The organism is Xanthomonas sp. NCPPB 2250, from assembly GCF_056725265.1.
On the sequence record NZ_CM161520.1, the window covers coordinates 1,708,916 to 1,730,986 of the forward strand.

At 69.1% G+C, this 22,071-nt stretch carries 22 protein-coding genes; 9 read left to right on the forward strand and 13 right to left on the reverse strand.

Translation table 11 applies throughout. The features are described from left to right. Positions 1 to 60 precede the first annotated feature (60 nt). Both AC1PMG_RS07065 and queA read left to right on the forward strand, forming a co-directional pair. Positions 61 to 492 carry an Lrp/AsnC family transcriptional regulator gene (locus AC1PMG_RS07065; protein ID WP_017909210.1) on the forward strand — a complete coding sequence of 144 codons (432 nt, stop codon included), beginning with the start codon at positions 61 to 63 and terminating at the stop codon, positions 490 to 492. 139 nt (positions 493 to 631) lie between these two features. Next, positions 632 to 1,681 carry a tRNA preQ1(34) S-adenosylmethionine ribosyltransferase-isomerase QueA gene (queA, locus tag AC1PMG_RS07070; protein ID WP_481111115.1) on the forward strand — a complete coding sequence of 350 codons (1,050 nt, stop codon included), beginning with the start codon at positions 632 to 634 and terminating at the stop codon, positions 1,679 to 1,681. Positions 1,682 to 2,161: 480 nt separating this feature from the next. On the opposite strand, the gene AC1PMG_RS07075 is transcribed toward queA, so the two are convergent. After that, on the reverse strand, positions 2,162 to 3,976 hold the full coding sequence (locus AC1PMG_RS07075) for a DUF885 domain-containing protein (protein ID WP_481111116.1): 1,815 nt from the start codon (positions 3,974 to 3,976) through the stop codon (positions 2,162 to 2,164). Between the two features lie 104 nt (positions 3,977 to 4,080). On the opposite strand from AC1PMG_RS07075, the gene AC1PMG_RS07080 reads away from it, so the two are divergent. Next, positions 4,081 to 5,058: a DUF4349 domain-containing protein gene (locus tag AC1PMG_RS07080; protein WP_481111117.1), complete on the forward strand. Its 978-nt coding sequence runs from the start codon at positions 4,081 to 4,083 to the stop codon at positions 5,056 to 5,058. Positions 5,059 to 5,541: 483 nt separating this feature from the next. Here AC1PMG_RS07080 and AC1PMG_RS07085 read toward each other — a convergent pair whose 3' ends face one another. From AC1PMG_RS07085 to AC1PMG_RS07105, 5 genes are all read right to left on the reverse strand, one after another. After that, a complete protein-coding gene (locus AC1PMG_RS07085; protein WP_481111118.1) occupies positions 5,542 to 5,835 on the reverse strand; it encodes a hypothetical protein in 294 nt (97 codons plus the stop codon). A 66-nt stretch (positions 5,836 to 5,901) separates the two neighbouring features. Then, positions 5,902 to 7,335: a DUF2867 domain-containing protein gene (locus tag AC1PMG_RS07090; RefSeq protein ID WP_481111119.1), complete on the reverse strand. Its 1,434-nt coding sequence runs from the start codon at positions 7,333 to 7,335 to the stop codon at positions 5,902 to 5,904. 30 nt (positions 7,336 to 7,365) lie between these two features. Further along, positions 7,366 to 7,680, reverse strand: coding sequence for a metalloregulator ArsR/SmtB family transcription factor (locus AC1PMG_RS07095; protein WP_019798027.1), 315 nt, complete (start codon positions 7,678 to 7,680; stop codon positions 7,366 to 7,368). A 159-nt stretch (positions 7,681 to 7,839) separates the two neighbouring features. After that, entirely contained in the window at positions 7,840 to 8,619 is a 780-nt protein-coding gene (locus AC1PMG_RS07100; RefSeq protein ID WP_481111120.1) for a LytR/AlgR family response regulator transcription factor, read from the reverse strand. Then, positions 8,616 to 9,752: a sensor histidine kinase gene (locus AC1PMG_RS07105; RefSeq protein WP_481111121.1), complete on the reverse strand. Its 1,137-nt coding sequence runs from the start codon at positions 9,750 to 9,752 to the stop codon at positions 8,616 to 8,618. Before AC1PMG_RS07105 ends, AC1PMG_RS07100 begins: the two co-directional genes overlap by 4 nt. Positions 9,753 to 9,934: 182 nt before the next feature. Between AC1PMG_RS07105 and AC1PMG_RS07110 the strand changes: the two genes are divergently transcribed. After that, positions 9,935 to 10,321: a hypothetical protein gene (locus AC1PMG_RS07110; protein WP_481111122.1), complete on the forward strand. Its 387-nt coding sequence runs from the start codon at positions 9,935 to 9,937 to the stop codon at positions 10,319 to 10,321. A 109-nt stretch (positions 10,322 to 10,430) separates the two neighbouring features. Here the strand turns inward: AC1PMG_RS07110 and AC1PMG_RS07115 are convergent, their stop codons facing one another. Beyond that, complete coding sequence (locus AC1PMG_RS07115) at positions 10,431 to 11,372, reverse strand: LysR substrate-binding domain-containing protein (RefSeq protein WP_160969964.1); 942 nt, start codon at positions 11,370 to 11,372, stop codon at positions 10,431 to 10,433. 216 nt (positions 11,373 to 11,588) lie between these two features. Between AC1PMG_RS07115 and AC1PMG_RS07120 the strand changes: the two genes are divergently transcribed. Then, the gene (locus AC1PMG_RS07120; protein ID WP_481111123.1) at positions 11,589 to 12,515 is read left to right on the forward strand and encodes a DMT family transporter; all 927 of its coding nucleotides are present in this window, start codon (positions 11,589 to 11,591) and stop codon (positions 12,513 to 12,515) included. Positions 12,516 to 12,566: 51 nt separating this feature from the next. Beyond that, a complete protein-coding gene (locus AC1PMG_RS07125; protein ID WP_481111124.1) occupies positions 12,567 to 13,079 on the forward strand; it encodes a DinB family protein in 513 nt (170 codons plus the stop codon). Between the two features lie 25 nt (positions 13,080 to 13,104). On the opposite strand, the gene AC1PMG_RS07130 is transcribed toward AC1PMG_RS07125, so the two are convergent. Together AC1PMG_RS07130 and AC1PMG_RS07135 are read right to left on the reverse strand one after the other, a co-directional pair. Further along, on the reverse strand, positions 13,105 to 14,025 hold the full coding sequence (locus tag AC1PMG_RS07130) for a peptidylprolyl isomerase (protein WP_043092498.1): 921 nt from the start codon (positions 14,023 to 14,025) through the stop codon (positions 13,105 to 13,107). 101 nt (positions 14,026 to 14,126) lie between these two features. Continuing rightward, positions 14,127 to 15,896 carry an XVIPCD domain-containing protein gene (locus AC1PMG_RS07135; protein ID WP_481111125.1) on the reverse strand — a complete coding sequence of 590 codons (1,770 nt, stop codon included), beginning with the start codon at positions 15,894 to 15,896 and terminating at the stop codon, positions 14,127 to 14,129. 171 nt (positions 15,897 to 16,067) lie between these two features. On the opposite strand from AC1PMG_RS07135, the gene AC1PMG_RS07140 reads away from it, so the two are divergent. Beyond that, the gene (locus AC1PMG_RS07140) at positions 16,068 to 16,433 is read left to right on the forward strand and encodes a PadR family transcriptional regulator (protein ID WP_481111126.1); all 366 of its coding nucleotides are present in this window, start codon (positions 16,068 to 16,070) and stop codon (positions 16,431 to 16,433) included. Next, positions 16,430 to 17,359, forward strand: coding sequence for a sensor domain-containing protein (locus AC1PMG_RS07145; RefSeq protein WP_481111127.1), 930 nt, complete (start codon positions 16,430 to 16,432; stop codon positions 17,357 to 17,359). The genes AC1PMG_RS07140 and AC1PMG_RS07145 overlap by 4 nt, the downstream gene beginning before the upstream one ends. A 50-nt stretch (positions 17,360 to 17,409) precedes the next feature. Here AC1PMG_RS07145 and AC1PMG_RS07150 read toward each other — a convergent pair whose 3' ends face one another. Continuing rightward, complete coding sequence (locus AC1PMG_RS07150; RefSeq protein ID WP_209029763.1) at positions 17,410 to 18,720, reverse strand: polyhydroxyalkanoate depolymerase; 1,311 nt, start codon at positions 18,718 to 18,720, stop codon at positions 17,410 to 17,412. A gap of 63 nt (positions 18,721 to 18,783) precedes the next feature. Further along, positions 18,784 to 19,389, reverse strand: coding sequence for a class I SAM-dependent DNA methyltransferase (locus AC1PMG_RS07155; RefSeq protein WP_010344055.1), 606 nt, complete (start codon positions 19,387 to 19,389; stop codon positions 18,784 to 18,786). A gap of 81 nt (positions 19,390 to 19,470) precedes the next feature. Between AC1PMG_RS07155 and AC1PMG_RS07160 the strand changes: the two genes are divergently transcribed. Continuing rightward, on the forward strand, positions 19,471 to 19,926 hold the full coding sequence (locus AC1PMG_RS07160) for a CopD family protein (RefSeq protein WP_481111128.1): 456 nt from the start codon (positions 19,471 to 19,473) through the stop codon (positions 19,924 to 19,926). Positions 19,927 to 20,081: 155 nt separating this feature from the next. Here the strand turns inward: AC1PMG_RS07160 and AC1PMG_RS07165 are convergent, their stop codons facing one another. Together AC1PMG_RS07165 and AC1PMG_RS07170 are read right to left on the reverse strand one after the other, a co-directional pair. Continuing rightward, complete coding sequence (locus tag AC1PMG_RS07165; protein ID WP_342072258.1) at positions 20,082 to 21,041, reverse strand: acetyl-CoA carboxylase carboxyltransferase subunit alpha; 960 nt, start codon at positions 21,039 to 21,041, stop codon at positions 20,082 to 20,084. A 115-nt stretch (positions 21,042 to 21,156) separates the two neighbouring features. Beyond that, a complete protein-coding gene (locus AC1PMG_RS07170; RefSeq protein ID WP_481111129.1) occupies positions 21,157 to 22,026 on the reverse strand; it encodes a hypothetical protein in 870 nt (289 codons plus the stop codon). Positions 22,027 to 22,071: the final 45 nt, after the last annotated feature.

A 22,071-nucleotide genomic window follows, 5' to 3' on the forward strand; every position in this document is an offset into this window, starting at 1 on the left:
GCAGCGTGAATCCGTGCAGGAATTGACGCATTTTCGTCGATTCGACGAAAATCGGTGGTCATGAAGATCACCGCCTCCGACGACGCCCTGCTGTCGCTGCTGCGCGAGGACGCGCGCGCCTCCACCGCCCAGATCGCCCGTCGCCTGGGCGTGTCGCGGACCACCGTGCAGAGCCGGATCGAGCGCCTGGAGCGCGAGGGCGTGATCTGCGGCTACACCGTGCGCACCCGCGACGACTACGAACAGGGCCATATCCGCGCGCACATCCTGATCACCGTGCTGCCGAAGAAGATGACCTCGGTGGTCAAGGCGCTGCGCGAGATCGATGCGGTGCGCGTGCTGCATTCGGTCAGCGGCTCCTTCGACCTGATCGCGCTCGGCGTGGTGCCGGGCGTCAACGACATGGACGAACTGACCGACCGCATCGGCGCGCTGGACGGGGTGGAGCGCACGACCTCGTCGATCATTCTGTCCACCAAGTTCGAGCGCTGAAGAGTTGGGATTCGGGATTGGGCATTAGGGATTGGCAGGAGCGCGATCCCGCTTTTTGCTTCAACAAATCTCCAATCCCGAATCCCCAATCCCGGCGCCGCTACAATATTCGGCCCCGCTCCCGATCGTCCCCGGCGCCGTGAAAAAGTCCGATTTCCACTACGACCTGCCTGAAGAGCTGATCGCGCAGGAACCGCTGGCCGAGCGCTCGGCCAGCCGGCTGCTGCTGGTGCCGCCGGCGCCGGCGGCCTTCGCCGATCGGCACGTGCGCGATCTGCCGGCGCTGCTGCGTGCCGGCGATCTGCTGATCTTCAACGACACGCGGGTGATCCCGGCGCGGCTGTTCGGGCAGAAGAGCACCGGCGGGCGGGTCGAGATCCTGATCGAGCGGCTGCTCGGCGGCCAGCGCGCGCGGGCGCAGCTGGGCGTGAGCAAGTCGCCCAAGGCCGGCGCGCGCATCGCCCTGGATGCTGGCGGCGAGGCCGAGGTGCTGGGCCGCGACGGCGAGTTCTACCAGTTGCAGTTCCATGTGGACGGCGCGCTGGAGCACTGGCTGCAGCAGGCCGGGCGGCTGCCGTTGCCGCCGTACATCCGCCGCGAGCCGGGCCTGGACGATCGCGAGCGCTACCAGACCGTGTTCGCGCGCGAGGCTGGCGCTGTTGCGGCGCCGACGGCGGGGCTGCATTTCGATGCGCCGCTGCTGCAGGCGCTGCAGCAGCGCGGGGTCGAGGTTGGGCATGTGACCCTGCACGTGGGCGCCGGCACCTTCCAGCCGGTGCGGGTGGAAGCGCTGGAGCAGCACCAGATGCATCGCGAGTGGCTCAACGTCGGCGCCAGCCTGGTCGAGCAGGTGCGGCGCACGCGCGCGGCCGGCGGCCGCGTGATTGCGGTGGGGACCACGGTGGTGCGCGCGCTGGAGAGCGCCTCCAAGGACGGTGAGCTGCATCCGTTCGCCGGCGAGACGCAGATCTTCATCCTGCCGGGCTACCGCATCCGCAGCGTCGACGCGATGGTGACCAACTTCCATCTGCCGGAAAGCACGCTGCTGATGATGGTCTCGGCCTTCGCCGGCCGCGAGCGCATCTTCGCCGCCTATCGCCACGCCATCGCCCAGCGCTACCGCTTCTTCAGCTACGGCGACGCGATGCTGCTGTGGAGCAGCGAGACGCCGGCAGGCCACGCGGTGTGATGCGCCGCGTTGCCGTGCCCGCCCGCATGAGGTGCAGCGCGTTCTGCCATGGACGCGCGCGACGCGCGTCGTCCATGCGCGGGTGATTGCATCGCCGCGTCGATGCCGCTCGGACCTGGCGCCGGCGTGCATCGCTTGACGGCAGCGCCGTCCAGTCGCTGAAGCTCGCGGCGAGCAACCTGCACTCATGGTTGGCTTGCCCGGAAGCGAGGTGTGTGGCGCGTGCGCAAGCAGGCCCCGTAGACCGCAGCGGCGCCTGGCGATGCGCTTTTTCCGCGACCTGTCCCGCCTCGGACTGGTACGGCTGCGGGGTGATCGTAGCAAGATCTCCGCTTTGCGCTGCGACCATCACCTGCCACCAAGCAGTCCGGCCCAGGTCTTTCGCCGCTTGCAACAGCCCCCTCCCGCGAGGGGGCTTTTCCCTGGGTGCATCAGCATCGCCGCCGTTGCCAATCCCCAATCCCGACTCCCCAATTCCGACTACTTGATCGGCTCGTCCAGCATCAGTTCGCGCACGAACCGCACCGGCGGCGCGCCGTAGGACAGCACCTGGTCGTGGTAGGCCTTGAGGTTGAACTTGTCGCCGAGCTTGTCCTGCATCGCCTTGCGCAGATCCAGGTGTTCCTGCACGCCGACGAAGTAGGTCGGCAGCTGCGCCGAGGTCAGCTGCGCGCGCACCCACTTGCCCTCGGCTTCGCTCTGCTGCTGGAAGGTGTCGTGGACCATCAGGTGCAGCGCCTGTTCCTTGCTCCAGCCGTCCACGTGCACGCCCTGGTCGAGCAGCGCGTTGGCGATGCTGCGCAGGTAGAACTTCAGCTGCGCCAGGTGGAACAGCGGATCGTTGTCCAGGTAGCCCTGCTCCTGCATCATCCGCTCGGTGTACACCGCCCAGCCCTCGGCGAACACACCCGAGCGCAGCACGCCGCGCAGCGTCGACGGGAACTTGGCCGAGTGCCAGCCTTCCACGTAATGCCCGGGCACGCCCTCGTGGATGCTCAGCAGGTGGATCATGCGGCTGTTGTATTCGCGCAGGAACGAGTCGGCCTGCTGCGCGGTCCAGTCGTCGGGAATCGGCGACACCGCGTAGAAGGTCTTCAGGTTCTTGTCCAGCGGACCGGGCGAATCGCAGTAGGCCACCGCCACGCCGCGCTGGAATTCGGGCATCAGGATGATGTCCACCGGCGCGTCGGGCAACGTCACCAGATCCTTCTTGCGCACGAAGTCGGTGGCATCGGCCAGCGAGGCCTTGGCGTCCTCGACCACCTTGTCGCGCGCCGGATGTTGCGCGTAGGCCAGCTCCAGTGCGGCCTCGATCGCCTTCTGCTGCTGTTCGTCGCTGGGCGCATCGACCAGTGCCGGCGCGCCGGGCTTGTCTTTCAGCACGGTCCGGGCGATGCCGTACATGTCCTGGCGCACGCGGGTGAGCTCGGCTTGGGCGCGCTGTTTGATGTCGGCGCGCGACAGCGAGGAGTTGAGCGCGAACTTCAGCTTCTGGTCGTACTTCTCCGCGCCGAGGCGGAAATCGCCCTTGGCGTTGGGCACCAGGGTCTGGTCCAGCCAGGTCTGCTGCTCGGCCACGGCCTTCTTCAGGCCGTCGATCGCCGCCTGCAGGCGCTGCGCGTCGGCCTGCGGCAGTTCCTGGATGTGCGGGACGATAAAGCTGTCGACGATGCTGAGGATGCCGCGGTTCTGCTTGGCCACGGTCTTGGCGCTGATTTCCGACACGCGTGCCGGGTCCAGGTTGGCGCGCGCCTGCGCGAACAGCGCCGGGATCTTCTCCATGCGCGCGGTGGCCGACTTCAGCCGCTCCGGCAGCGGCGCGAACTCGCGCGCCATCAGCCCGTAGATCGCGCCGCCGGCCAGGCCGTTGTAGACCTGCGGGTCGGTCGCCCAGCCCTGTGCCACCTCGCTGTTCCAGATGTCCGACTGCAGCTGGTTGCGCAGGATCGCCGCGTCCACCTGGTTCTCGCGCGAGAGCTTGGCGACGTCGAGCTTGTCCAGCTCGGCCAGCAACTGCTTGCTCGCGTCCAGGCTCTTCTGCCGGCCCGCGGCGCTGAGGTCGTCCAGCTCGCTGTCGTAGCGGTGATCGCCGGTCTGGGTGGCGCCGACCGGGGACAGTTGCATCCAGGTGTCGACGGCGCGCTTGGAGAGTGCGGCGAACGCGGTGTCGGCGGCCGGGTCTGCCGCGGCGGCGGCCGAGCCGGGGGCGGCGGTGCTGGCGGCAGGCGCGTCGGCGGGTTTCTGGCAGCCGGCAAGGGCGGCGAGCAGGGCGGCGGCGAGCAGGTGCTTGCGCATCGGGGTTCCTGGAGTGGGTCGATCCACCAGGGTAGCCGCGCCGTGCTGCCAGCGCCCCTGCCATTGGATTACCCTGAACGCTTTCGCCATTCAGGAGCACTGCAATGCAGGACAAGGGACGTCGCCATCGTGGCCATGTCGTACGCGACACCGCGTTCGATCCGGAAGGCGTCGCAGCAGCGGCTGGCACGCTCGATGTCGAAGCGCCTGCGCCTGCGCGCTGGTGTCGCTGGGGCGCTTCCCTGGCGCTGGCGGTCTCGATCGCTGCCTGCAGCCGCGGCGGCGAGAGCGCGGCGCTGCCGGCCGCTCATCTCTATTCCGCCGATGCCGCCAGTAGCGCGGCCAGTGCCGCCGAGGCCGCAGCGCAGGCGGCAGAGGCAGCCGTCGCAGCGCCGCCGCCGAGTCCCGGCGCTTTCGCCATGCCGTCCCTGGCCTATGAGCACGAGGTCGATGTGGCATTGCCGGCTGCGCAGATTCCCGCGCGGCTCAAGCAACTCCAGGAAAGCTGCCTGAAATCCAGTTTCGGCGCGTGCACGGTGTTGCAGGTCGAACAGCGCGGCGGCGAGCAGCCGCGCGGCGAACTCAGCGTACGGATCGCGCCGACCGGGGTCGAGCCGTTGATCGCGCAGGCGGGCCAGGACGGCCAGATCGAAAGCCGTACCACCCATGCCGAGGACCTGGCGCAGGCGGTGCAGGACAACGACGCGCAGCGTCAGCGCCTGCAGGCCGAGCAGCGGCGCCTGCAGGAGTTCCAGCAACGCCGCGATCTCAGCGTGGCCGATATGATCGCGCTGTCGGAGAAACTGGCCGCCGTGGAGACGCAGTTGCTCGCCACCAGCCAGGAAGCCGCGCAGCAGCGCCGGCGCCTGGATACGCAGCGGGTGACGCTGACCTTCGCGGCGCCGACCGCCGAGCGGAGCCGCAGCGACATCGGCGATGCGCTGCGCGACAGCGGCGAAATCTTCGCCGGATCGATCGCCTGGGCGATTCGCGCGGTGGTCGGCCTGGCGCCGTTCGTGCTGCTGGGCTATGCGCTGTGGCGGCTGATCGCCTGGCGCCGACGTCGGCGTCGTTCGGCCTAGGAGACAGGCACTGTTCCCGTCCGATGGGATCGGGCGGGAGCGGATGGAGGTGAGTACGCGCGGTGTTGCCACGCGTTGCCGACGGAAGGTGGCACGTCATCCAGCCGCCATGAACGATGCTGGGTCGCGGGTCGCGGCTGAAGCCGCTCCTATAATTCTTCTCGTCTGACACTCAAGCTTGCGCAACAGCAAAACGACGCCTGCCGGGGCTCGCGATACATTGGCTGGGTGCATTGTGGGAGGGACTTCAGTCCCGACGCCTTGCAGTCGGGTGTCTGTGTAGGCGTCGTCGTCGCGGTTGCTTGGCAGTCGGCTGCGACGCGCGTGTGCGCAGTGGCGGCACTGTCGGTGCTGCAATTCCGTCGCGTGGCCGCGGCGTGGCGGAACCATGAGGCACGGCTGGCGTCGCTGGAAAGCAAGGATGCTGGCCATGGGCACGCCAGGACGCTGCGCCAAGCGGCGCAACGCCCCGGATGCAGGCCCTCAACCTTCGTCCTGTTCGAACTCCACGATCACGTCCAGTTCGAACGCCAGCGCTTCCACCGCCTCGCGCACCTTCTGGGCAGTGGCGGCGTTGCCGGCCTCCACTTCCACTTCGTGGGTGCCCGGTCCCTGGTCGTCGGGCAGACCGGCAGAACTGGAATCGTCGTCGTCCATGTGCGGCATCAGGTCGTCGATTTCCTCGACGTGCTCGATGCCGTCCAGGCTCGACAGCAGGTTGATGATGGCGCGGGCATCGTCCTCGCTGCCGGTGATGCGGATGCGGAGCTGGGGCATGGGCCTTCCTCTTAGGGGGAAGGCGCAGGCTAGGCAGGCATCGGCTAAGGCGGGGTGATGATGCGCTCAATGCATCGGCGCGACCGCATCCGGCCCGGCATGCTCGGCGAACGGCTGCAGTAGCGCCTCGGCGGCCGCGCGCAGCAGCGTCGGGGCGATGTAGCGGCGGTGCGCGGCGGCGATCAGCGCCATGTACAGGTGTCCGAAGCGGTTGCGGCAGGCCACCCGCGTTTCCAGGCTCAGTTCGGCGCTGCCGTCGTCGCGCAGCGTCACCCCGACGCAACTGCGGAACACCAGGTGGCGATCGTCGGCACCGAGCAGCACCTGCACGCGCCGCGCCTGCGCGGACGAGGCCTGCGCCAGCACCGGGAACCGCCCGGCGAACAACTGATCGCGTTGCGGCGACAGCAGCGAGGACACCGGGCAGCCCAGCGGCGAGGTGCGCAGCCGCAGCGGCGCCACCAGCACGTTGCGCAGGCGCATCAGCCAGGTCACGCCGCGCGGCGGGTGCTGCAGGAAGCCGTCCAGCAGCGCCGTCATCAGCGCATGCGCTCCCAGTGGCCGCAGCGCCTGCGCCGGCACCGTCAGCCGCACGCTGTCCTGGTGATGGTGCGCGGGCAGCTGCGGTTCGAGCAGCGAGCCGGGCAGTAACTGCGGCGTCACCCGCGCCCGCGACAGGCGCGGCGCCAGCGCCGCGAAGCCGGCCGGATGCCGCCAGGCACCCAGCCGCTGCCGCAGGCGACCGCTGAGGGCGCGCAGGCCGGCACACCAGGCCAGGCGCCGGCTACCCGGCGAGGCCGCCAGCGACAATCGCACGGTCGGTACGGCCAGCCCCTGCGCCTGCGGCGATGCCAGCAGGGTCGCGACTGGCGCCGGCAGCAATTCGGTGAGCGTGGCGATATCGGCAGTGCCGGCCAGCACCTGCGCGCGCACGTCCTCGGCCAGCGTGCCGCCGGCTTCGTCGCTGTGGCAGGACAAGGCGAAGAACGCCGGATGCCCGGACTGCGCGCGCAGCGGCGCGAACTGGTGCCAGGTGCCGCCGCCGAAGCGCACACTGAACAGGCAGTCGGCGGGCAATTCGACATGCCGCAGCGCGGCGAGGAAATGCTGCGGATCCTGCGCCAGTTGCGCCGGCGAGGCGGTGCTGAAGCGCAGCAGCGCGCCGCCGCTGCCGGTGATCGCGGTGAACATGCGATGCCCGGCATGGCAATGGAACGGATGGCCGCCGCTACCGACCGCGAACGAGTACAGCGCGGTGGACTCGCCGTTGCCGAAATCGGTGCCTGCCAGGCGCGCCGAGGGTTCGTCCAGCGCGTCGCGGAACTGCGGATGCGCGCGCTGGCGCAGGCAGGCCTGGGCGATCAGCGGATCGCCGGCGCCGACACCGAGCTGGGCGATCAGGATGACCTCCACCGGCAGGCCGCCGCTGTAGGAGGGCAGGCGCACCGAGGGGAATCCGGTTTGCGCGGCGGCGTGTTCGCTGAGCGGTGCGGCGGTCATCGGCGGACTCCTGTTGCCGTGGCGGAAGGATCAGGCGGTGCGCTTGGCCTGCCTGCGCGACTCGCGTTTGAGCGGGCCGGCGCTGGGGCAGATCTCGAAGGCGAAACCGCTGAGGGTGTTGACCAGGTTGTCGGGGGTGAGCCGGTAGACCACGAACTGGCCGCGGCGCTCGCTCGCCACCAGCCCGGCCGCTTCCAGCACGGACAGATGCCGCGAGATCGCCGGCGCGCTCATCGCGAAGCGCTGCGCGATCTCGCCGGCCGTGAGTTCCTGTGCCGACAGGTAGGCCAGGATCTCGCGGCGGGGGCGCGAGGCGAGGGCTTCGAAGACGCGGTCGATGGACATCGGGATTAGATAATTAACGAATTAGTTAATTAATGACGTGTTGCCTCGTCTATGTCAAGTGCCGAATCGACGCGGTGACGCGGTTTCCCCCAAGGGGGTTCGCCATCCATGAGAAGAGCCGCCGTGTTGAAGAGGTGACGGGCGCAGTCCCCCCGCTCGTCAACTTTCCTTGTGCGTCGTCACCAGGCGCAGGAAGGCTTCGTGCTGGTAGCGGCTCATGCGCAGTTGCTGCCCCGTCTCCATGGTGACCACGTGGTGGCCGTTGAACCAGGGGTGGATCGCCCTCACCCGACGCAGGTTGACGATCGCCGATCGATGCACGCGGGCGAAGTGGCGCGGGTCCAGCCGCGCGGCCAGCGTGGCCATGGTCTCGCGCAGTTCATGGGTGCGGTCGGCCAGGTGGATCAGCACCGTGTTGCGACTGGCCTTGATCCAGACGATGTCCTCGACCGCGACCAGCACCACCGCTTCGTCGACGCGCACCGGAATCCGTTGCAGATAGTCGTCGCGTTGGCGCAGCGCATCCAGGGTCTGCAGAATGCGTGCCTCGACAAAGGAACCCGCGCCGCTGCTGAAGGACAGTCGTCGTTTGGCGCGGTGCAACGTCTCGGCGAAGCGTTCGCGGCTGAAGGGCTTGACCAGATAGTCCACCGCATTGGCCTCGAACGCACGTACCGCGTACTGCTCGTAGGCGGTGACGAAGATCGTCGCCGGCATGTTGGCCGCGCCGATCGTGGCGACGACGTCCATGCCGGTCATGGCCGGCATCTGGATGTCCAGGAACACCAGGTCGGGCGATTGGCTGCGGATCGCGATCACCGCGGAGGCGCCATCGCCGCATTCGCCCAGCAGTGCGATATCCGGATCGGCGCGCAGCAGTCGCACGATGGCGTGGCGCGCGATCGGCTCGTCGTCGATGACCAGCGCCGTGATGCTCATGCAGCGACGTGCTCCGGGGCATCCTCGGCGTCCAGTTCGCGGAACGGCAGCCGGATACGGCAGGACACGCCCTGCGAATAGAGCATGTCGAGCCGGATGTCGGCGTTGTCGCCGTAGAGTTCCTTCAGCCGCAGGCGGCTATTGGAGAAACCGATGCCGTGTCCACCCGCACTGCTGTTGTCCTGCAGCGTGCTGTTGCCGTTGCGCACTTCGATGGACAGCGTTTCGCCTTCGCGTCGGCACTCGATCTCGATACGGTCGCTGCCGACACGTTGGCCGATGCCATGGCGGATCGCATTTTCCACCAGCGGTTGCAGCAGCAGGCTGGGCACTGCGCAGTGCAGCGTGCCGGGCGCAACATAGAGCTTCGTGCTCAGGCGCTCGCCATAGCGCTTGCGCTGGATGCCGAGATACAGGTCGAGCAGGGCCAGTTCGCGTTCCAGGGTGATTTCCTGGCCGTCGTAGTCTTCCAGGAAGGCGCGCAGCAGTTCGCTCAACCGCAGCAGCATGTCCTCGGCGGCGACGGTGTCTTCGTCCAGCAGGGTGACGATGGCATGCAGCGTGTTGAACAGAAAATGCGGTTGCAGCTGGCTCTTCAGCGCTTGCAGGCGCGACTGCGCGAGTTCGGCGGCCAGACGGCTGGCTTCCACCTCGCGCCGGGCCTTCTCGGCGTGGAAGTGCAGCGCTTGCTGGATCGCGAACAAGGTCCAGTAGGTCAGCAACCCGATGGCGAAGTGCTGCTCCAGGAAATACCCCAGTTGTTCAGCGAAACCGCTGGGCTCGAACAGGGTGGAGACGAGCGCGCCGATGACCATCGCGGCAAACGTCACGCACAGGCTTGCGGCCGCCTGCGCGCCAAGCCCGTGGAAGCGCTGGGCGCCGCGGACAGGGAAACGTTCGGCGAGCCGGAAGACGGTGGGCGCCAGGAGGGCCCAGCTGTACCACTGGATCAGCGACCACCGGATGAGCACCTCCAGAGGCCACCTGCCGGCAGACGCACCGTTGTTGATGATGTTCTGGAGCATGAACACCATGGACACCAGCGTCCACAGCGCGACATAGCGCCACAGGCTGATTTCGGTACTGCCGAGTCGGACGTTCATCCAGCGATGGCCGAAGGGTGACGGGCGCATCCTATGCGCAGCGACACGCCATGGAAAGCGCCGATGCGCGCGCACTACGATTGGGAGCGCGAGAACGACGATTCGTCCCGAATCGATTTGCAACCGCACGGCCACACGGCCTGATGGGCACGTCAGCACCAAGGGAATCTGTTCCCTCGTGGCTGGCGAATCCTTTTCATCGGAGCTCTGTCATGCCCTCGATCCGTGTCCTTGCCTTGATCCTTTCCCTGTCCGTCGCGACCGCAGCGGCGGCCGCCGCCGAGCCGGTTCGCTATCTGGAACTGAGCAACCGCGCCTACGACGCGCTGACGGCGCTGGCAGTCGCTGCGCCAGGCAGCCATGCTTTTCGTGACGTCGCGCTCGGTGCGCCGTTGCGGGGTGGCGGCGACGCAGCGACCTTCCCGCTCGCAGGCGCCGCATGCCGCTACGACCTCCGCTTCACCTTTCGCAACGGACGTTCGATGCTGTATCCGGATGTGGATGTCTGTGCCCACCGCGTGCGCATCCGGCCGTTGCCGCGCCAGAAGCCGGGCGCGCGTGCGGTGCAGGTCGCAGGAGCCGCAGGAACGTCGCCCTGACGCGCGCTGCGTTCGGCTTCGTCGCCGTACGACTGCGTCGTCGCAAGGCGCTCTCCGTCGCGTCCGTCGCGGCGGACGCCGCGCCTGCGAATGCGTGCGGGGAGAGGCGCTAGCCCGCCTTCGGCGGCAACCCGAGCAGTTCCGCCGGCAGCGCCGGCATCGGCGTGCGCTCGTCCAGCGCCTCGCGCTTGAGCCAGTCGACGAAGTGGCTGGCGGCCGGGCTGAGCAGGCGGTGGGTCGGATGCACGATGTAGTAGGAATAGCGCGCGGTCAGCGCCGGGCCGGGCAGGCGTACCAGTTCGTAACGCTGCAGGTAGGGCTGGGCGATGTGCTTGCGTGCCAGCACCGCGCCCACGCCGTACACCGCCGCACGCATCGCATCGGTGCTGTCGTTGAAGGTGTGCATGGGCGGCAGCGCCACGCCGCGCACGCCGGCGGCGCGGAACCAGTCGCGCCAGCCCTGCGGCGACATGTCGGTGAGCAGCGGCAGCTGCGCGATCTGCTCGGGCCGGCGCAGCGTCGCCAGTTGCGGCAGGGCGGGCGAGGCCACCGGGAACAGTTCGTCGTCCATCAGGTGGTGCGAGGTCAGCCCGGGCCAGTCGCCCTGGCCGTAGCGGATGCCGAGTTCCGGGCCGCCGTCTTCGAAGCGCGAGAACGCGGAGTCGGTCTGGATCTCCAGGCGCACGTGCGGGTAGGCCTGGCAGAAGCGCGGCAGGCGCGGCAGCAGCCAGCAGTACGAGAGCGAGCGCAGCGTGGTGAGGCGCAGCGGCGCGGTGTCGGCCTGTGGATGCAGGTTGCCGGCGACCGCGGCGATGTCGGCCAGCGCCGCGCTGGCGGCATCGGCCAGTTGCCGGCCTTCGGCGGTCAGCTTGACCCCGCGCGCGTGGCGCTGGAACAGCGTGGCGCCGAGCAGGGCTTCCAGGCGCCGCACATGGTGGCTGACCGCACTGGCGGTGAGATGCAGTTCCTCCGCGGCATGGGCGAAGTTCTGGTGGCGCGCGGCGGCGGCGAACACGCCGAGCGCGGGCAGCAGGGACGGGCGCAGTTGCATGAGCAGGCACGCGGCAGATTTGTGGCTCGCGACGATACTACGCGCTTGTCGGCCCTGTGGCGCAGGGGGATGCTGGCAGCCGAACACGACATGCGCGGCGGGCAGCGGGGATGCGGAATCGGCGCGGACGCGCCGCCCGGCGTCCTCAGCCGGCAGCGGATGCGTGGCGTCGCACGACCGCTGCGGCGCGTATCCGATCGACCGCGAGCCTTTTCCATGCCCACCTCCGATTCCTCCCTGCAGCCGGCCATCGCTTCCGCCCCTGCTGCGTCCGCATCCGACGGCGCGCCCGCCCGCGACTGGCGCACGCCGCTGGAACTGGGTTTCCTCGGCGTCGTCTGGGGCTGCTCGTTCCTGTTCATGCGCGTGGCCGCGCCGCAGTTCGGCGCCTACGCGCTGGTGGAACTGCGCCTGGCGCTGGGCGCGGCGGTGCTGCTGCCGTTCCTGTGGCTGGCGCGGGCGCGCTTCCCGCTGCGGCGATGGCCGACCCTTGCGGCGATCGGCTTGCTCAACTCGGCGCTCCCGTTCCTGCTCTTCGCCTGGGGCGCGCAACATGCGCCGGCGGCGATCGGCGCGATCTGCAACGCGATGACCGTGCTGTTCACCGCCTTGATCGCCTTCCTGTTCTTCGGCGAGAAGATCGGCACGCGCCGCGCGCTGGCGTTGTTGATCGGATTCGCCGGCATCGTGGTGCTGGCCACCGGCAAGTCGGCCGGCATCAGCGTGGGTCCCGCCGCGCTGGCCGGCACCACTGCCTCCTTGCTGTACGGCATCGGCTACAGCCTGGTGAAGCGGCACATGAGCGATCTGCCGCCGGCCGCGGCGGCCGCGTCAACCCTTGGCTGTAGCGCGTTGCTGCTGGCGCCGCTGGCCTGGACGCATTGGCCGGCCGCACCGGTGCCGGCGGTGGCCTGGGCCTGCGCCGGCGGCCTGGGCGTGCTCTGCACCGGCCTGGCGTTCCTGTTGTACTACCGGCTGATCCAGCGCATCGGCCCGGCGCGCGCGTCGACAGTGACCTATCTGGTGCCGGTGTTCGGCGCGCTGCTGGCCTGGGCGATCCTCGGCGAGCCGCTGACCTGGACCATGTTGCTGGCCGGCATGCTGATCCTGGGGAGCGTCGCCTTCAGCCAGCGCGCACGGTAGGGTTCGGCGCACCGCAATCGCCGTGTCCCCCTTCGCCTGGAGAACGACGCAATGACCGATTCCCTGCTCGCATCGCAGTTCGCGTTCAAGGCCTGGGCCAACGCCGAACTGCTGCAGGCGCTGGCGCAGATCGACGGCGCCGCGTATCCGGCGCAGCGGGAACGCGCGATCCGGCTGTTGAACCACACCTACGTGGTGGACCGGATCTTCGCCGCGCACCTGGACGGCGGCACGCATGCGTTCACCGCGAGCAACACGCCGCAGACGCCGGAACTGGAGGCGCTGGGTGCGGCGGTGGCCGAATCGGACCGGTGGTATGCCGACTATGTCGCCCGGATCGACGCACCCGCCTTGCAGCAGATGCTGGCGTTCCGTTTCACCGATGGCGATGCCGGCCGCATGAGCCGGCAGGAGATGCTGTTCCACGTGCTCGCGCACGGCGCCTTCCACCGCGGCAACATCGCCATGCTGCTGACCGAATGCGGCGTGGAGCAGCCGCGCGAACTGTTCACCCGCTTCCTGCACGCGCAGCAGCCGCAGCGGCGGGCCGCCGTGGGCGCCTGAGCGCGCGCGGTCGCGCCTGTCGCGACTACTTCGGCGGCGTGCGCACCGGCAGCGGCACGTTGCACAGGTCGATGTGCCCGGCCGGACGCTTGTAGAAATCGTCGCGGCGGTTGCGTCGCGCCTCGACGACCTCGCGGAAGGTGCGCGTATCCGTGCGCAGCAATTGCAGCGGGGTGCGCTCGTTCTCCGGCACATCGCTGGCCAGGCGGATCGCTCGGATCGGCGTGCGTTGCTCGGGTTTCTCGTAGAAGCCCATCGGGTCCGGCCCGCGCGGGATCACGCTGAGCAGTTCCATGCCCTTGACCACGCGGCCGACCACGGTGATGTTGCGGTCCAGTTGCCGCGGCGATTGCCCGGTGACCACGTACAGTTCGGCGCCGATGCTGCTGTCCTCGTCGTTGTTGCGGCCGGCGCCGAGGGTGCCGTAGCAGTGCGCCAGCCAGGCGGTGCCGGCCTTGGGATCGCGCGCCACCGGAAAGCCGTCGACGAAGCCCACCTGCGGCGCCCAGCCGTCGCGGTCGGGCAGGGGCTGGAACGCCAGGCCCGCGGCCGGGCGCTGGAATTCGGCGGGCAGGTGGGTCTTGGCGCTGCCCAGCGACCTGGCCTTGCCCGGCTCCTCGCCGTCGGGGTCGCCGAACTGCACCACGAAGTTGTCCTGCGCGCGGTAGATGCTCAGGCCGTCCCAGAAGTGCTCGTGGGCCAGGGTGCGAATGTTGCCGACATGCTGCGGCGCGAACGCCGGCGCCAGTTCGATGATGACCCGGCCGGTGTCCAGTTCGAGGTACAGCGTGTTCGCCGGATCCAGCGTGCGCCAGTCGCTGGGCTTGGACGCATCCAGGATCTGTTGCGGGCTGCGGTAGGGCACGGCCGGCGGCGGTGCTCCAGCCGACGCGGCGAAGGTGGACAGCGACAACGCGAGGGCGAGCAGGGAAGTGCGCAGCGGCATGAGGGCGGCCCGGTCGGTGAGCGCCCGATTCTCACCGAAGCGGCGGCCGCTGCCAATGTGCCGGCGGCATGGCGCGATCGCCGTGCCGCCGACAGCGCTGTCTACGACAGCGCGCGCTTCTGCGGTTCCTGCGCGTCCTGCAGCGGCGCCTGGTGCTGCGCCGGCGGCAGCGCGGCCAGTTGCCTGGCGCTTTCCGCTGCCGGGATGGTGGCCGCTTGTGCGGCGTCCACGTAGGCCACGCGCTTGTCGCCGGCGCTGGGATCGCCCTGCACCGCGAACACGCGGCCGTTCTCGTTGCGCAGGACGTGATCGACCTGGGTCAGGCCGTCGCGTCTGGCCGCCAGCAGCAAGTTGCTGGCGACGTTGGCGTCGTACGGGGTGAGCTTGCGCTCGATCGCCTGCTGCATCGCCTGTTGCTGCGGGTCGGCGGCGGCAGCGGCGTGCGGCTCCGGCCCGCTGCCGGTGGCGCGTGTCGGCGCCGTCGGCGACTTCTGCTCTGGCGTTTCGGCCTTGGCGTCGATGCGTTGCAGATCGCCGCCCGGCGTGCCGCCGGCGCTGTCGGCCACGCGGAACAGGCGCTCGCTCAGGCCGTACTGGGAATTGCCCAGGTTGCGCGCCAGGCCGATCGCGAAGTCCTGCGGACTTTGCTTGGCGTACTGCGCCGCCTCGTGCGCGGTCATCGGGCTGGCCTGCGCCGCGCGCTGGTACTGCTGGCGCAGCGCATCCATCTGCCGCTCGGAGAAGTGCAGGGTGAGGTCCTGGCCGGCCTTCGCCGGACCCGCGGCACCGGCCTTGCCGGCGAGCACCGAGTTGAGCAGTTGCGCCTGGTTCTCGTCGACCTTGTCGAACTTGAACTGGTAGCTGCGTTCGTCCACGCGCTCGTTGCCCGCGGCGTCGAACTGGCGGGTCATGGTCATCGGCACGTTGCCGGCGTACTGCACCTTGCCGACCAGGCTGTAGCTGCCGTCGGCATAGGTGGTGCGCACGTTCTCCCCGGTGTTGCGCTGACCGCCCAGCTCGGCCTTGAACGGGCCTGCCGCGAGTTGGGCGCGGGTTTCCGAACTCATCGTGAGGCTCTCGACCTTCTGTACGTCGCTGACGCCGGGTACGTTGGCGGCAAGCTTGCCGCTGGCCAGGAAGTCGCGATAGGCGCCCTGCGCCTGCGGCTCGCGCAGGTCGAAGCTGGCGGTGCGCATGGTCGCCTGGCCGAGCGCGTCCTGGCGGCCGAGCATGGCCTGGGCGACGTCGGTCTTGAATCCGACCGCCTCCAGCCGCTCCAGCGCCTGGGTCGGGCCGACCGCCACGCGCACGCTGTGCTCGTCCACGCGCTGCACGGCGTAGCTCATGCCGGCCGCATCGGTGCGCTCGCTGGAGGTGGCCAAGCCGCGAAACGTCGCCTCCATCGAGGTCTTGGCGAAGGCCTGGCCATCGAGCTTGACGCTACCGTCCACCGGGATGGTCTGCGGGTCGAACGGATTCACCTGGGCAGCGGCTTCGGCCTTGGCCTCGCCGGGCAGGCGCACCTCGTAGCGGCCGCGCTCGCCGACCGCCTGGGTCAGGCTGCCGTCGGCGGCCAGGCGCCCGGCCTTGAATGCGCCCTCGATGCGATGGCCCTGGGTGAACTCCATCTCCACGTTGAACACGGTCTTGCCGTCTTCCTGTTTGCTGCCGGCGCCGACCTTGCCGGTGTGCACCAAGGCGTACTCCAGCGGGCCACGCTTGGCCTCCACGGCGGTGCGGCTGTACTCGACCGAACCCGAGCCGGCCTCCGGGTCGCGCTTGACCCCACCGACTGAGAACTGGTTGCCGGAACTGGCGAAGCTGGCCTCGGTGGTCTGTCCGGGCTGTGGGGTAGCGGGCGTCGAACTCATGCGTGACCTCCTGGATGGCATGCGGAAACGGATCGGCAGGCAGTGTAGTCAGCGCCGCGTTGTCGAAACGTTTGTCGCAGCTGCGCCGGCCAGGGCGGGCGCACATGACCAACGGCACAGTGACTATGTCGAACTCGGTACTAGTATCCAGCTCAACCTAGTGAGGACGCCATGGTCGAGCCGGATGCACAGCTGAAGAAATTCCAGAAGGAGCTGAGCGCCGGCACCGTGTCGCTGGCCCTGCTGGCGGTCTTGGCCGCGGCCGAGGCGCCGCTGTACGGCTACCTCATCGCCAAGCGCCTGGAGCAGGTGGGCGAGGGCGTGCTCAGCGGCAAGCAGAGCGCGCTGTACCCGGTGCTGCGCAACCTGGAGGCGGCGGGGCTGCTGTCCAGTCATGTCGAGCCGTCGGTGGCCGGGCCGCCGCGGCGTTACTACCGCATCACCGCGGCGGGCCTGGCCACGCTGCGGCAATGGGCCGCGGCGTGGCGCGCCACCCGCGATTCCGTCGATTCCGTGCTGAAGGGGGTTTCAGAATGAGCAGCGCACACGCCACACCGCAGTCCTTGCCGACCACCATTCCCGATTACCTGGCGCAGCTGCGCGCGGCGCTGGCCGGCGCCGACCCCGCGTTGATCCAGGATGCGTTGTACGACGCGGAGGAATACCTGCGTTCGGAACTGGCCGAGCAGCCGGGCAAGAGCGAAGCCGAGGTCATCGCCTGCGTCGCCGGCAGCTACGGCGCGCCGGAGGAAGTGGCCGAGATCTACCGCGAGACCGAAGTGACGGTCAGTCGCGCGCTGAAGCCGCCGGCGCCGCCCAAGCGCAAGTCGTTGCCCGGCCGCTTCTTCGGCGTGGTCGCCGATCCGCGCGCCTACGGCAGCCTGTTCTACATGCTGCTGTCGCTGGTCACCGGCATCTTCTACTTCACCTGGTTTGTCACCGGCGTCAGCGTGTCGGCGGGCTTGCTGATCCTGATCGTCGGCGTGCCGCTGCTGGTGCTGTTCTTCGGGTCGGTGCGGCTGCTGTCGCTGGTGGAAGGGCGCGTGGTGGAAGTCCTGCTGGGCGAGCGCATGCCGCGGCGGCCGCTGTACAGCGCGCCGCAACAGCCGTGGCTGCAGCGCATCGGGCAGATGTTCACCGATGCGCGCACCTGGACCACGATGCTGTACTTCCTGCTGATGCTGCCGCTGGGCATCGTCTACTTCACGGTGTTCGCGGCCTTGCTCAGCACGTCCTTCGCCCTGCTGTTCTCGCCGGCGGCCTTGCTGGACCCGGACATCGCGCACCTGACGATCAACATGGGGAGCACGCAGTGGAGCGGCGGCGAGACCTGGTTGCCGCTGGTGCTGATGAGCGTGCTCGGCGGCCTGTTGTTCTTCGTCACCCTGCACCTGTCGCGCGGCTTCGGCAAGGCGCATGGCCTGCTGGCCAAGCACCTGCTGGTGCGCAGTGCGGCGCCCTGATGTGCTGATGCTGGATCGCCCGCGGCAGGTTGCCGCGGGCGATCCGCCGCTCAGCCGGCCTTGCGGCTGCCGCGACGCTTGAGCGGGGTGACATTGCCGGCCGCCGGCGCGCGGCTGGCGCCGGCGTTGGCGGCGATGAAGCTGCGCACCTGCGGATACACGATGTCGCGCCAGCGACGGCCGCTGAAGATGCCGTAATGGCCGGCGCCTTGCACTTCCAGGTGCTGGCGGCGCGCGGCGGGGATGCCGGTGCACAGGTCCTGCGCGGCGGCGGTCTGGCCCAGGCCGGAGATGTCGTCCAGTTCGCCTTCGATGCTGAGCAGCGCGGTGTCGCGGATCGCGGCCGGGTCGACCCGTTCGCCGTCGATCACCCATTCGCCGCGCGGCAGCAGGAACTCCTGGAACACCACGCGGATGGTGTCCAGGTAGTAGGTGGCCGGCATGTCCAGCACCGCGTTGTACTCGTCGTAGAAGCGGCGGTGCGCCTCGGCGTCCTGCAGGTCGCCCTTGACCAGGTTGGCGTAGAAATCCCAGTGCGACATGAAGTGCCGGCTCGGGTTCATCGCCAGAAAGCCGATGTGCTGCAGGAAGCCCGGGTAGACCTCGCGGCCGTGGCCGGGGTAGGCCGGCGGCACGGTGTGGATGACGTTGTGCTCGAACCAGGACAGCGGGTTGCGCGTGGCCAGGTTGTTGACTTCGGTGGGGCTGCGGCGCGCGTCGATCGGGCCGCCCATCATCACCAGCGAGCGCGGCGTGGTCTCGCCGCGCCCGGCCATCAGCGACACCGCGGCCAGTACCGGCACGGTCGGCTGGCACACGCTCATCACGTGCAGCGACTCGGCGCCGATGTGGCGGATGAAGTCCTGCACGTAGCGCACGTAGTCGTCCAGGCCGAAGTCGCCCTCGGCCTGCGGCACCATGCGCGCGTCGATCCAGTCGGTGACGTAGACCTTGTGGTCGCGCAGCAGGGTGCGCACGGTGTCGCGCAGCAGCGTGGCGTGGTGGCCGGACAGCGGCGCCACCACCAGCACCGCCGGCTGCTTCTTGAGGCCGTCCACGACCTTGGCGTCGTCGCTGAAGCGCTTGAAGCGCAGCAGGCGGCAGAACGGCTTGCGCAGCACTTCCTGCTCGACGATCGGCAGCGCGTGGCCGTCGACCTCGACATGGTCCAGCGCCCAGGCCGGCTTCTCGTAGTCCTTGCCCAGGCGGTGCATCAACTCGTTGCTGGCGGCCAGGCGCTCGGCGCCGGGCAGCGTCGACCACAGGCTGTTGGGGTCGGAGAAGATCTTGGCGTTGGCTTCGGCCTGGTGCACCCAGGGGGCGAGCAGGTTACGGGTCAGTTCGTGCCACTGGTAGAGCATGCCGGTGTTTCCATCCTGAGCGTATGCTGCCGTGCAGCATAACGCATCCGCGCTGTTTGCACCTTAATGGGGCACCAGACCAATCGTCTCCAGGGCCGCCGCATCCCCCGCCAGCGCTGGCGCCAGCCAGCAATGACTGCCGACCGGGCGCAGCCCGAGCGCACCGAACTGGCGCCGGTACCAGCGCGCCGCGCGGGGCTGGAAGCCGGCGTGGTCGCCGTCGAAATCGTCCTCGGCGGCGAAGGTCTCCAGGAACGCCACGCCGCCGCACAGCTCCACCAGGCCGGGCAGACCCTGGCGCAACTCGCGGCTGGGCACGTAGTGCAGCACGTCCGAACACACCAGCAGGTCCACCGGTGCGCACGGCCGCAGCCAGGCGAAATCGCCGAAGCGCGCCGGGTGCAGGTTGCGGTGGCGGCCGTAGCGGGCGACCGCGTAGTCGCTGCTGTCGAAGCCGAGATAGCGCAGTTTCGGCCGCAGCTTCAGCAGCGGCGCGCGCCAGGCGCCTTCGCCGCAGCCGATGTCGAGCACGCTGCGGATCGGCCGTTCCAGGTAGTACTCGGCCTGGGCCACGGCGAGCGCGACCTTGCGCGCCAGGCGCGCGGCATCGCCGATGCCGTCGCGGCGATACCAGCGCTGGAAGTAGTCGGCGTCGTACTGTTTGTCCATGCGGGCGTGTGATCCGTGCGGGCGCCGGACGAATCGGCGAAAATGGCCGCACATCCTACGCCAGCGACACGGAGCCAGCGCATGCAACTCTACCTGTGGATCAAGTCCCTGCATCTGCTGTTCGTGATCGCATGGATGGCGGCGGTGTTCTACCTGCCGCGGATCCTGGTCAACGTCGCCGAGAGCGCGGGCCAGCCGCAGGTGCAGGAGCGCCTGGCGCTGATGGGCCGGCGCCTGTACCGCTTCGGCCACAGCATGTTCGGCCTGGCGCTGGTGCTGGGACTCACCTTGTGGCTGGGCTACAAGGTGCTGCCGGACTTCCCGACCATGGTCGCCCCCGGCCACAGCGGCTGGCTGCACGCCAAGCTCGGCCTGGTGGCGCTGATGCTGGCCTACTACATCTTCACCGGCCGCTGGCTCAAGCGCGTCGGCCAGGCGCAGCCCCTGCCATCCTCGCGCGCGCTGCGCCTGTTCAACGAGGTGCCGGTGCTGGCGCTGCTGGTGGTGATCTGGTTGGTGCTGGCGAAGCCGTTTTGAGCGGGGATTGGGGAGTGGGGATTAGGGATTCGTAAAAGCGGGTCCCGTGCTCCGTGTTGCATCGCGGAGCAACCCATAGCAGTTCGGTGCCCATGGGATTCGCTCTTGCGAATCCCCAATCCCGACTCCCCAATCCCGAGGCGCCGCCCGGCGCCTCAGGCCGTCTCGTACGCGCCGTAGCTGCGCAGGCGCGCGTAGCGCTTCTGCAGCAGTTGCTCGATCGGCAGCTGTTCCAGCGCGTCCAGTTCGTTGAGCAGGACCGCCTTCAGGCGCTTGGCCATCTGCGTGGGGTTGCGGTGCGCGCCGCCGATCGGTTCGCGGATCACCTTGTCGACCAGGCCCAGCGCGGACAGACGCTTGGCGGTCAGGCCGAGTTGTTCGGCGGCGTCCTTGGCCTTGGAGGCGTCCTTCCACAGGATCGAGGCGCAGCCTTCCGGCGAGATCACCGAGTAGGTGCCGTATTCCAGCATCAGGGTGCGGTCGCCCACGCCGATCGCCAGTGCGCCACCGGAGCCGCCTTCGCCGATCACGGTGCAGATCACCGGCACCTTCAGCTCGGCCATCTCCAGCAGGTTGCGCGCGATCGCTTCGCTCTGGCCGCGCTCCTCGGCGCCGATGCCGGGGTAGGCGCCGGGGGTGTCGATGAAGGTCAGCAGCGGCAGCTTGAAGCGCTCGGCCAGCTTCATCAGGCGCAGCGCCTTGCGGTAGCCCTCCGGGCGCGGCATGCCGAAATTGCGCGCGATTTTGCTCTTGGTGTCGCGGCCCTTCTGGTGGCCGATGATCACCACGGCGCGGCCGTCGATGCGGCCGAGGCCGCCGACGATGGCCTTGTCGTCGGCGAACGCGCGGTCGCCGGCCAGTTCCTGGAACTCGTCGCAGAACACGTTGATGTAGTCCAGCGTGTACGGGCGCTGCGGATGCCGCGCCAGCTGCGAGATCTGCCACGAGGACAGGTCGCGGAAGATCTGCGCGGTGCGCACCCGCAGCTTGTCCTCCAGCGCACCCACCTCGGCGTCGACGTTGACCGCCGGGCCGGTGCTGGCGTTGCGCAGTTCCTGGATCTTGGCTTCCAGATCGGCGATGGGTTGCTCGAAGTCGAGGTAATTCGGGTTCATTGGAAGCCGTCGGATGGATCAAAGGTGGGGAAGCTTAGCCGAATGTACGGCAACTGCCCGTACGCTCCGGTGTGGAAAGGCCGGCGGGGTGCGGCTGGCTGGGGGCGGCGGCGGTTCAGGGAACGACCAGCGCACTGCGCCCGGTCAGCTCGCCGAAGGCGTGCACGAAGGTGTTGTAGGCCTCGTTGGCCGAGGGCGGCAGCGAGGCGCCCAGCGTCGCGGTGGCGGCGGTGAACGCCATCTGCGCCTGGAAGGCTTCCTTGCGCAGGGCACGCTGCGCGTCGGCGCCGGTCGCGCGCAGGTGGCGCGCGTAGAGCGCGCGCAGCGGGCCGGCATGGGCCTCGTAGGCCGGGTCCAGCGGCGGCAACGTCGCCGGGGCCTTCTCCAGCGCGAAGCGCGGCGTCACGTAACGGCCCGGCCGCGCGCGCGCGAACGCGCCGGGCTGGCCCATGCCGGTCTCGACGTAGGCGATGAAGTCGGGCGCAGTGAAGATCTTGCTGGAGATCTTGCCGCCGCTGGCATCGACATGCGCGACGACCTGCTCGTCCGGGAACGGCTCGCGCACGCCGAAGGTCCAGTCCTTGTCGATGAACAGGTCGTGGGTCTGTTTGAACGGGCCTTCGAAGGTGACGCCGTTCAGTTCGATCCGCGCGTTGATCGAACCGAAGTTCTTCGCCTTGTCCGGGCCGGTGAGGTAGATCGCGTTCGCGGTCACGTACTCGCTCAGGGTCGGATTGATCAGCCCGCCCCTGGTATCGGCGTAGACGATGAAGCGCACATCGCCCAGGCGTTCGCTGCGCAGATGGTGCTCGCCGGCCGCCAACGTCACCGGCTGCGCCTGCTGCGCCGGCACCTGCAGGGTCTTGCCGTCGAGCGTGATCGACAGCGGCGCGGCGGTGGGGTTGTCGATCTGGAAGTCGACCTTGGACGAGGAGCACGCCGCCAGCGCGAGCGCGGCAGCGAACGGGAACAGCACGGTCTTCATCGCGGCATCCTTCCTTCGGCCATGTGCAACGGGCGCGCCGCGCTG

Coding starts and splice junctions, on each gene's coding strand:
- AC1PMG_RS07150 (WP_209029763.1), bottom strand. CDS start 18,720: ATGCTCTACCAGTGGCACGAACTGACCCGTAACCTGCTCGCCCCCTGG.
- AC1PMG_RS07170 (WP_481111129.1), bottom strand. CDS start 22,026: ATGAAGACCGTGCTGTTCCCGTTCGCTGCCGCGCTCGCGCTGGCGGCG.
- AC1PMG_RS07145 (WP_481111127.1), top strand. CDS start 16,430: ATGAGCAGCGCACACGCCACACCGCAGTCCTTGCCGACCACCATTCCC.
- AC1PMG_RS07140 (WP_481111126.1), top strand. CDS start 16,068: ATGGTCGAGCCGGATGCACAGCTGAAGAAATTCCAGAAGGAGCTGAGC.
- AC1PMG_RS07120 (WP_481111123.1), top strand. CDS start 11,589: ATGCCCACCTCCGATTCCTCCCTGCAGCCGGCCATCGCTTCCGCCCCT.
- AC1PMG_RS07090 (WP_481111119.1), bottom strand. CDS start 7,335: ATGACCGCCGCACCGCTCAGCGAACACGCCGCCGCGCAAACCGGATTC.
- AC1PMG_RS07115 (WP_160969964.1), bottom strand. CDS start 11,372: ATGCAACTGCGCCCGTCCCTGCTGCCCGCGCTCGGCGTGTTCGCCGCC.
- AC1PMG_RS07095 (WP_019798027.1), bottom strand. CDS start 7,680: ATGTCCATCGACCGCGTCTTCGAAGCCCTCGCCTCGCGCCCCCGCCGC.
- AC1PMG_RS07155 (WP_010344055.1), bottom strand. CDS start 19,389: ATGGACAAACAGTACGACGCCGACTACTTCCAGCGCTGGTATCGCCGC.
- AC1PMG_RS07135 (WP_481111125.1), bottom strand. CDS start 15,896: ATGAGTTCGACGCCCGCTACCCCACAGCCCGGACAGACCACCGAGGCC.
- AC1PMG_RS07165 (WP_342072258.1), bottom strand. CDS start 21,041: ATGAACCCGAATTACCTCGACTTCGAGCAACCCATCGCCGATCTGGAA.
- AC1PMG_RS07105 (WP_481111121.1), bottom strand. CDS start 9,752: ATGCGCCCGTCACCCTTCGGCCATCGCTGGATGAACGTCCGACTCGGC.
- AC1PMG_RS07075 (WP_481111116.1), bottom strand. CDS start 3,976: ATGCGCAAGCACCTGCTCGCCGCCGCCCTGCTCGCCGCCCTTGCCGGC.
- AC1PMG_RS07125 (WP_481111124.1), top strand. CDS start 12,567: ATGACCGATTCCCTGCTCGCATCGCAGTTCGCGTTCAAGGCCTGGGCC.
- AC1PMG_RS07110 (WP_481111122.1), top strand. CDS start 9,935: ATGCCCTCGATCCGTGTCCTTGCCTTGATCCTTTCCCTGTCCGTCGCG.
- AC1PMG_RS07080 (WP_481111117.1), top strand. CDS start 4,081: ATGCAGGACAAGGGACGTCGCCATCGTGGCCATGTCGTACGCGACACC.
- AC1PMG_RS07160 (WP_481111128.1), top strand. CDS start 19,471: ATGCAACTCTACCTGTGGATCAAGTCCCTGCATCTGCTGTTCGTGATC.
- AC1PMG_RS07130 (WP_043092498.1), bottom strand. CDS start 14,025: ATGCCGCTGCGCACTTCCCTGCTCGCCCTCGCGTTGTCGCTGTCCACC.
- AC1PMG_RS07100 (WP_481111120.1), bottom strand. CDS start 8,619: ATGAGCATCACGGCGCTGGTCATCGACGACGAGCCGATCGCGCGCCAC.
- AC1PMG_RS07065 (WP_017909210.1), top strand. CDS start 61: ATGAAGATCACCGCCTCCGACGACGCCCTGCTGTCGCTGCTGCGCGAG.
- AC1PMG_RS07085 (WP_481111118.1), bottom strand. CDS start 5,835: ATGCCCCAGCTCCGCATCCGCATCACCGGCAGCGAGGACGATGCCCGC.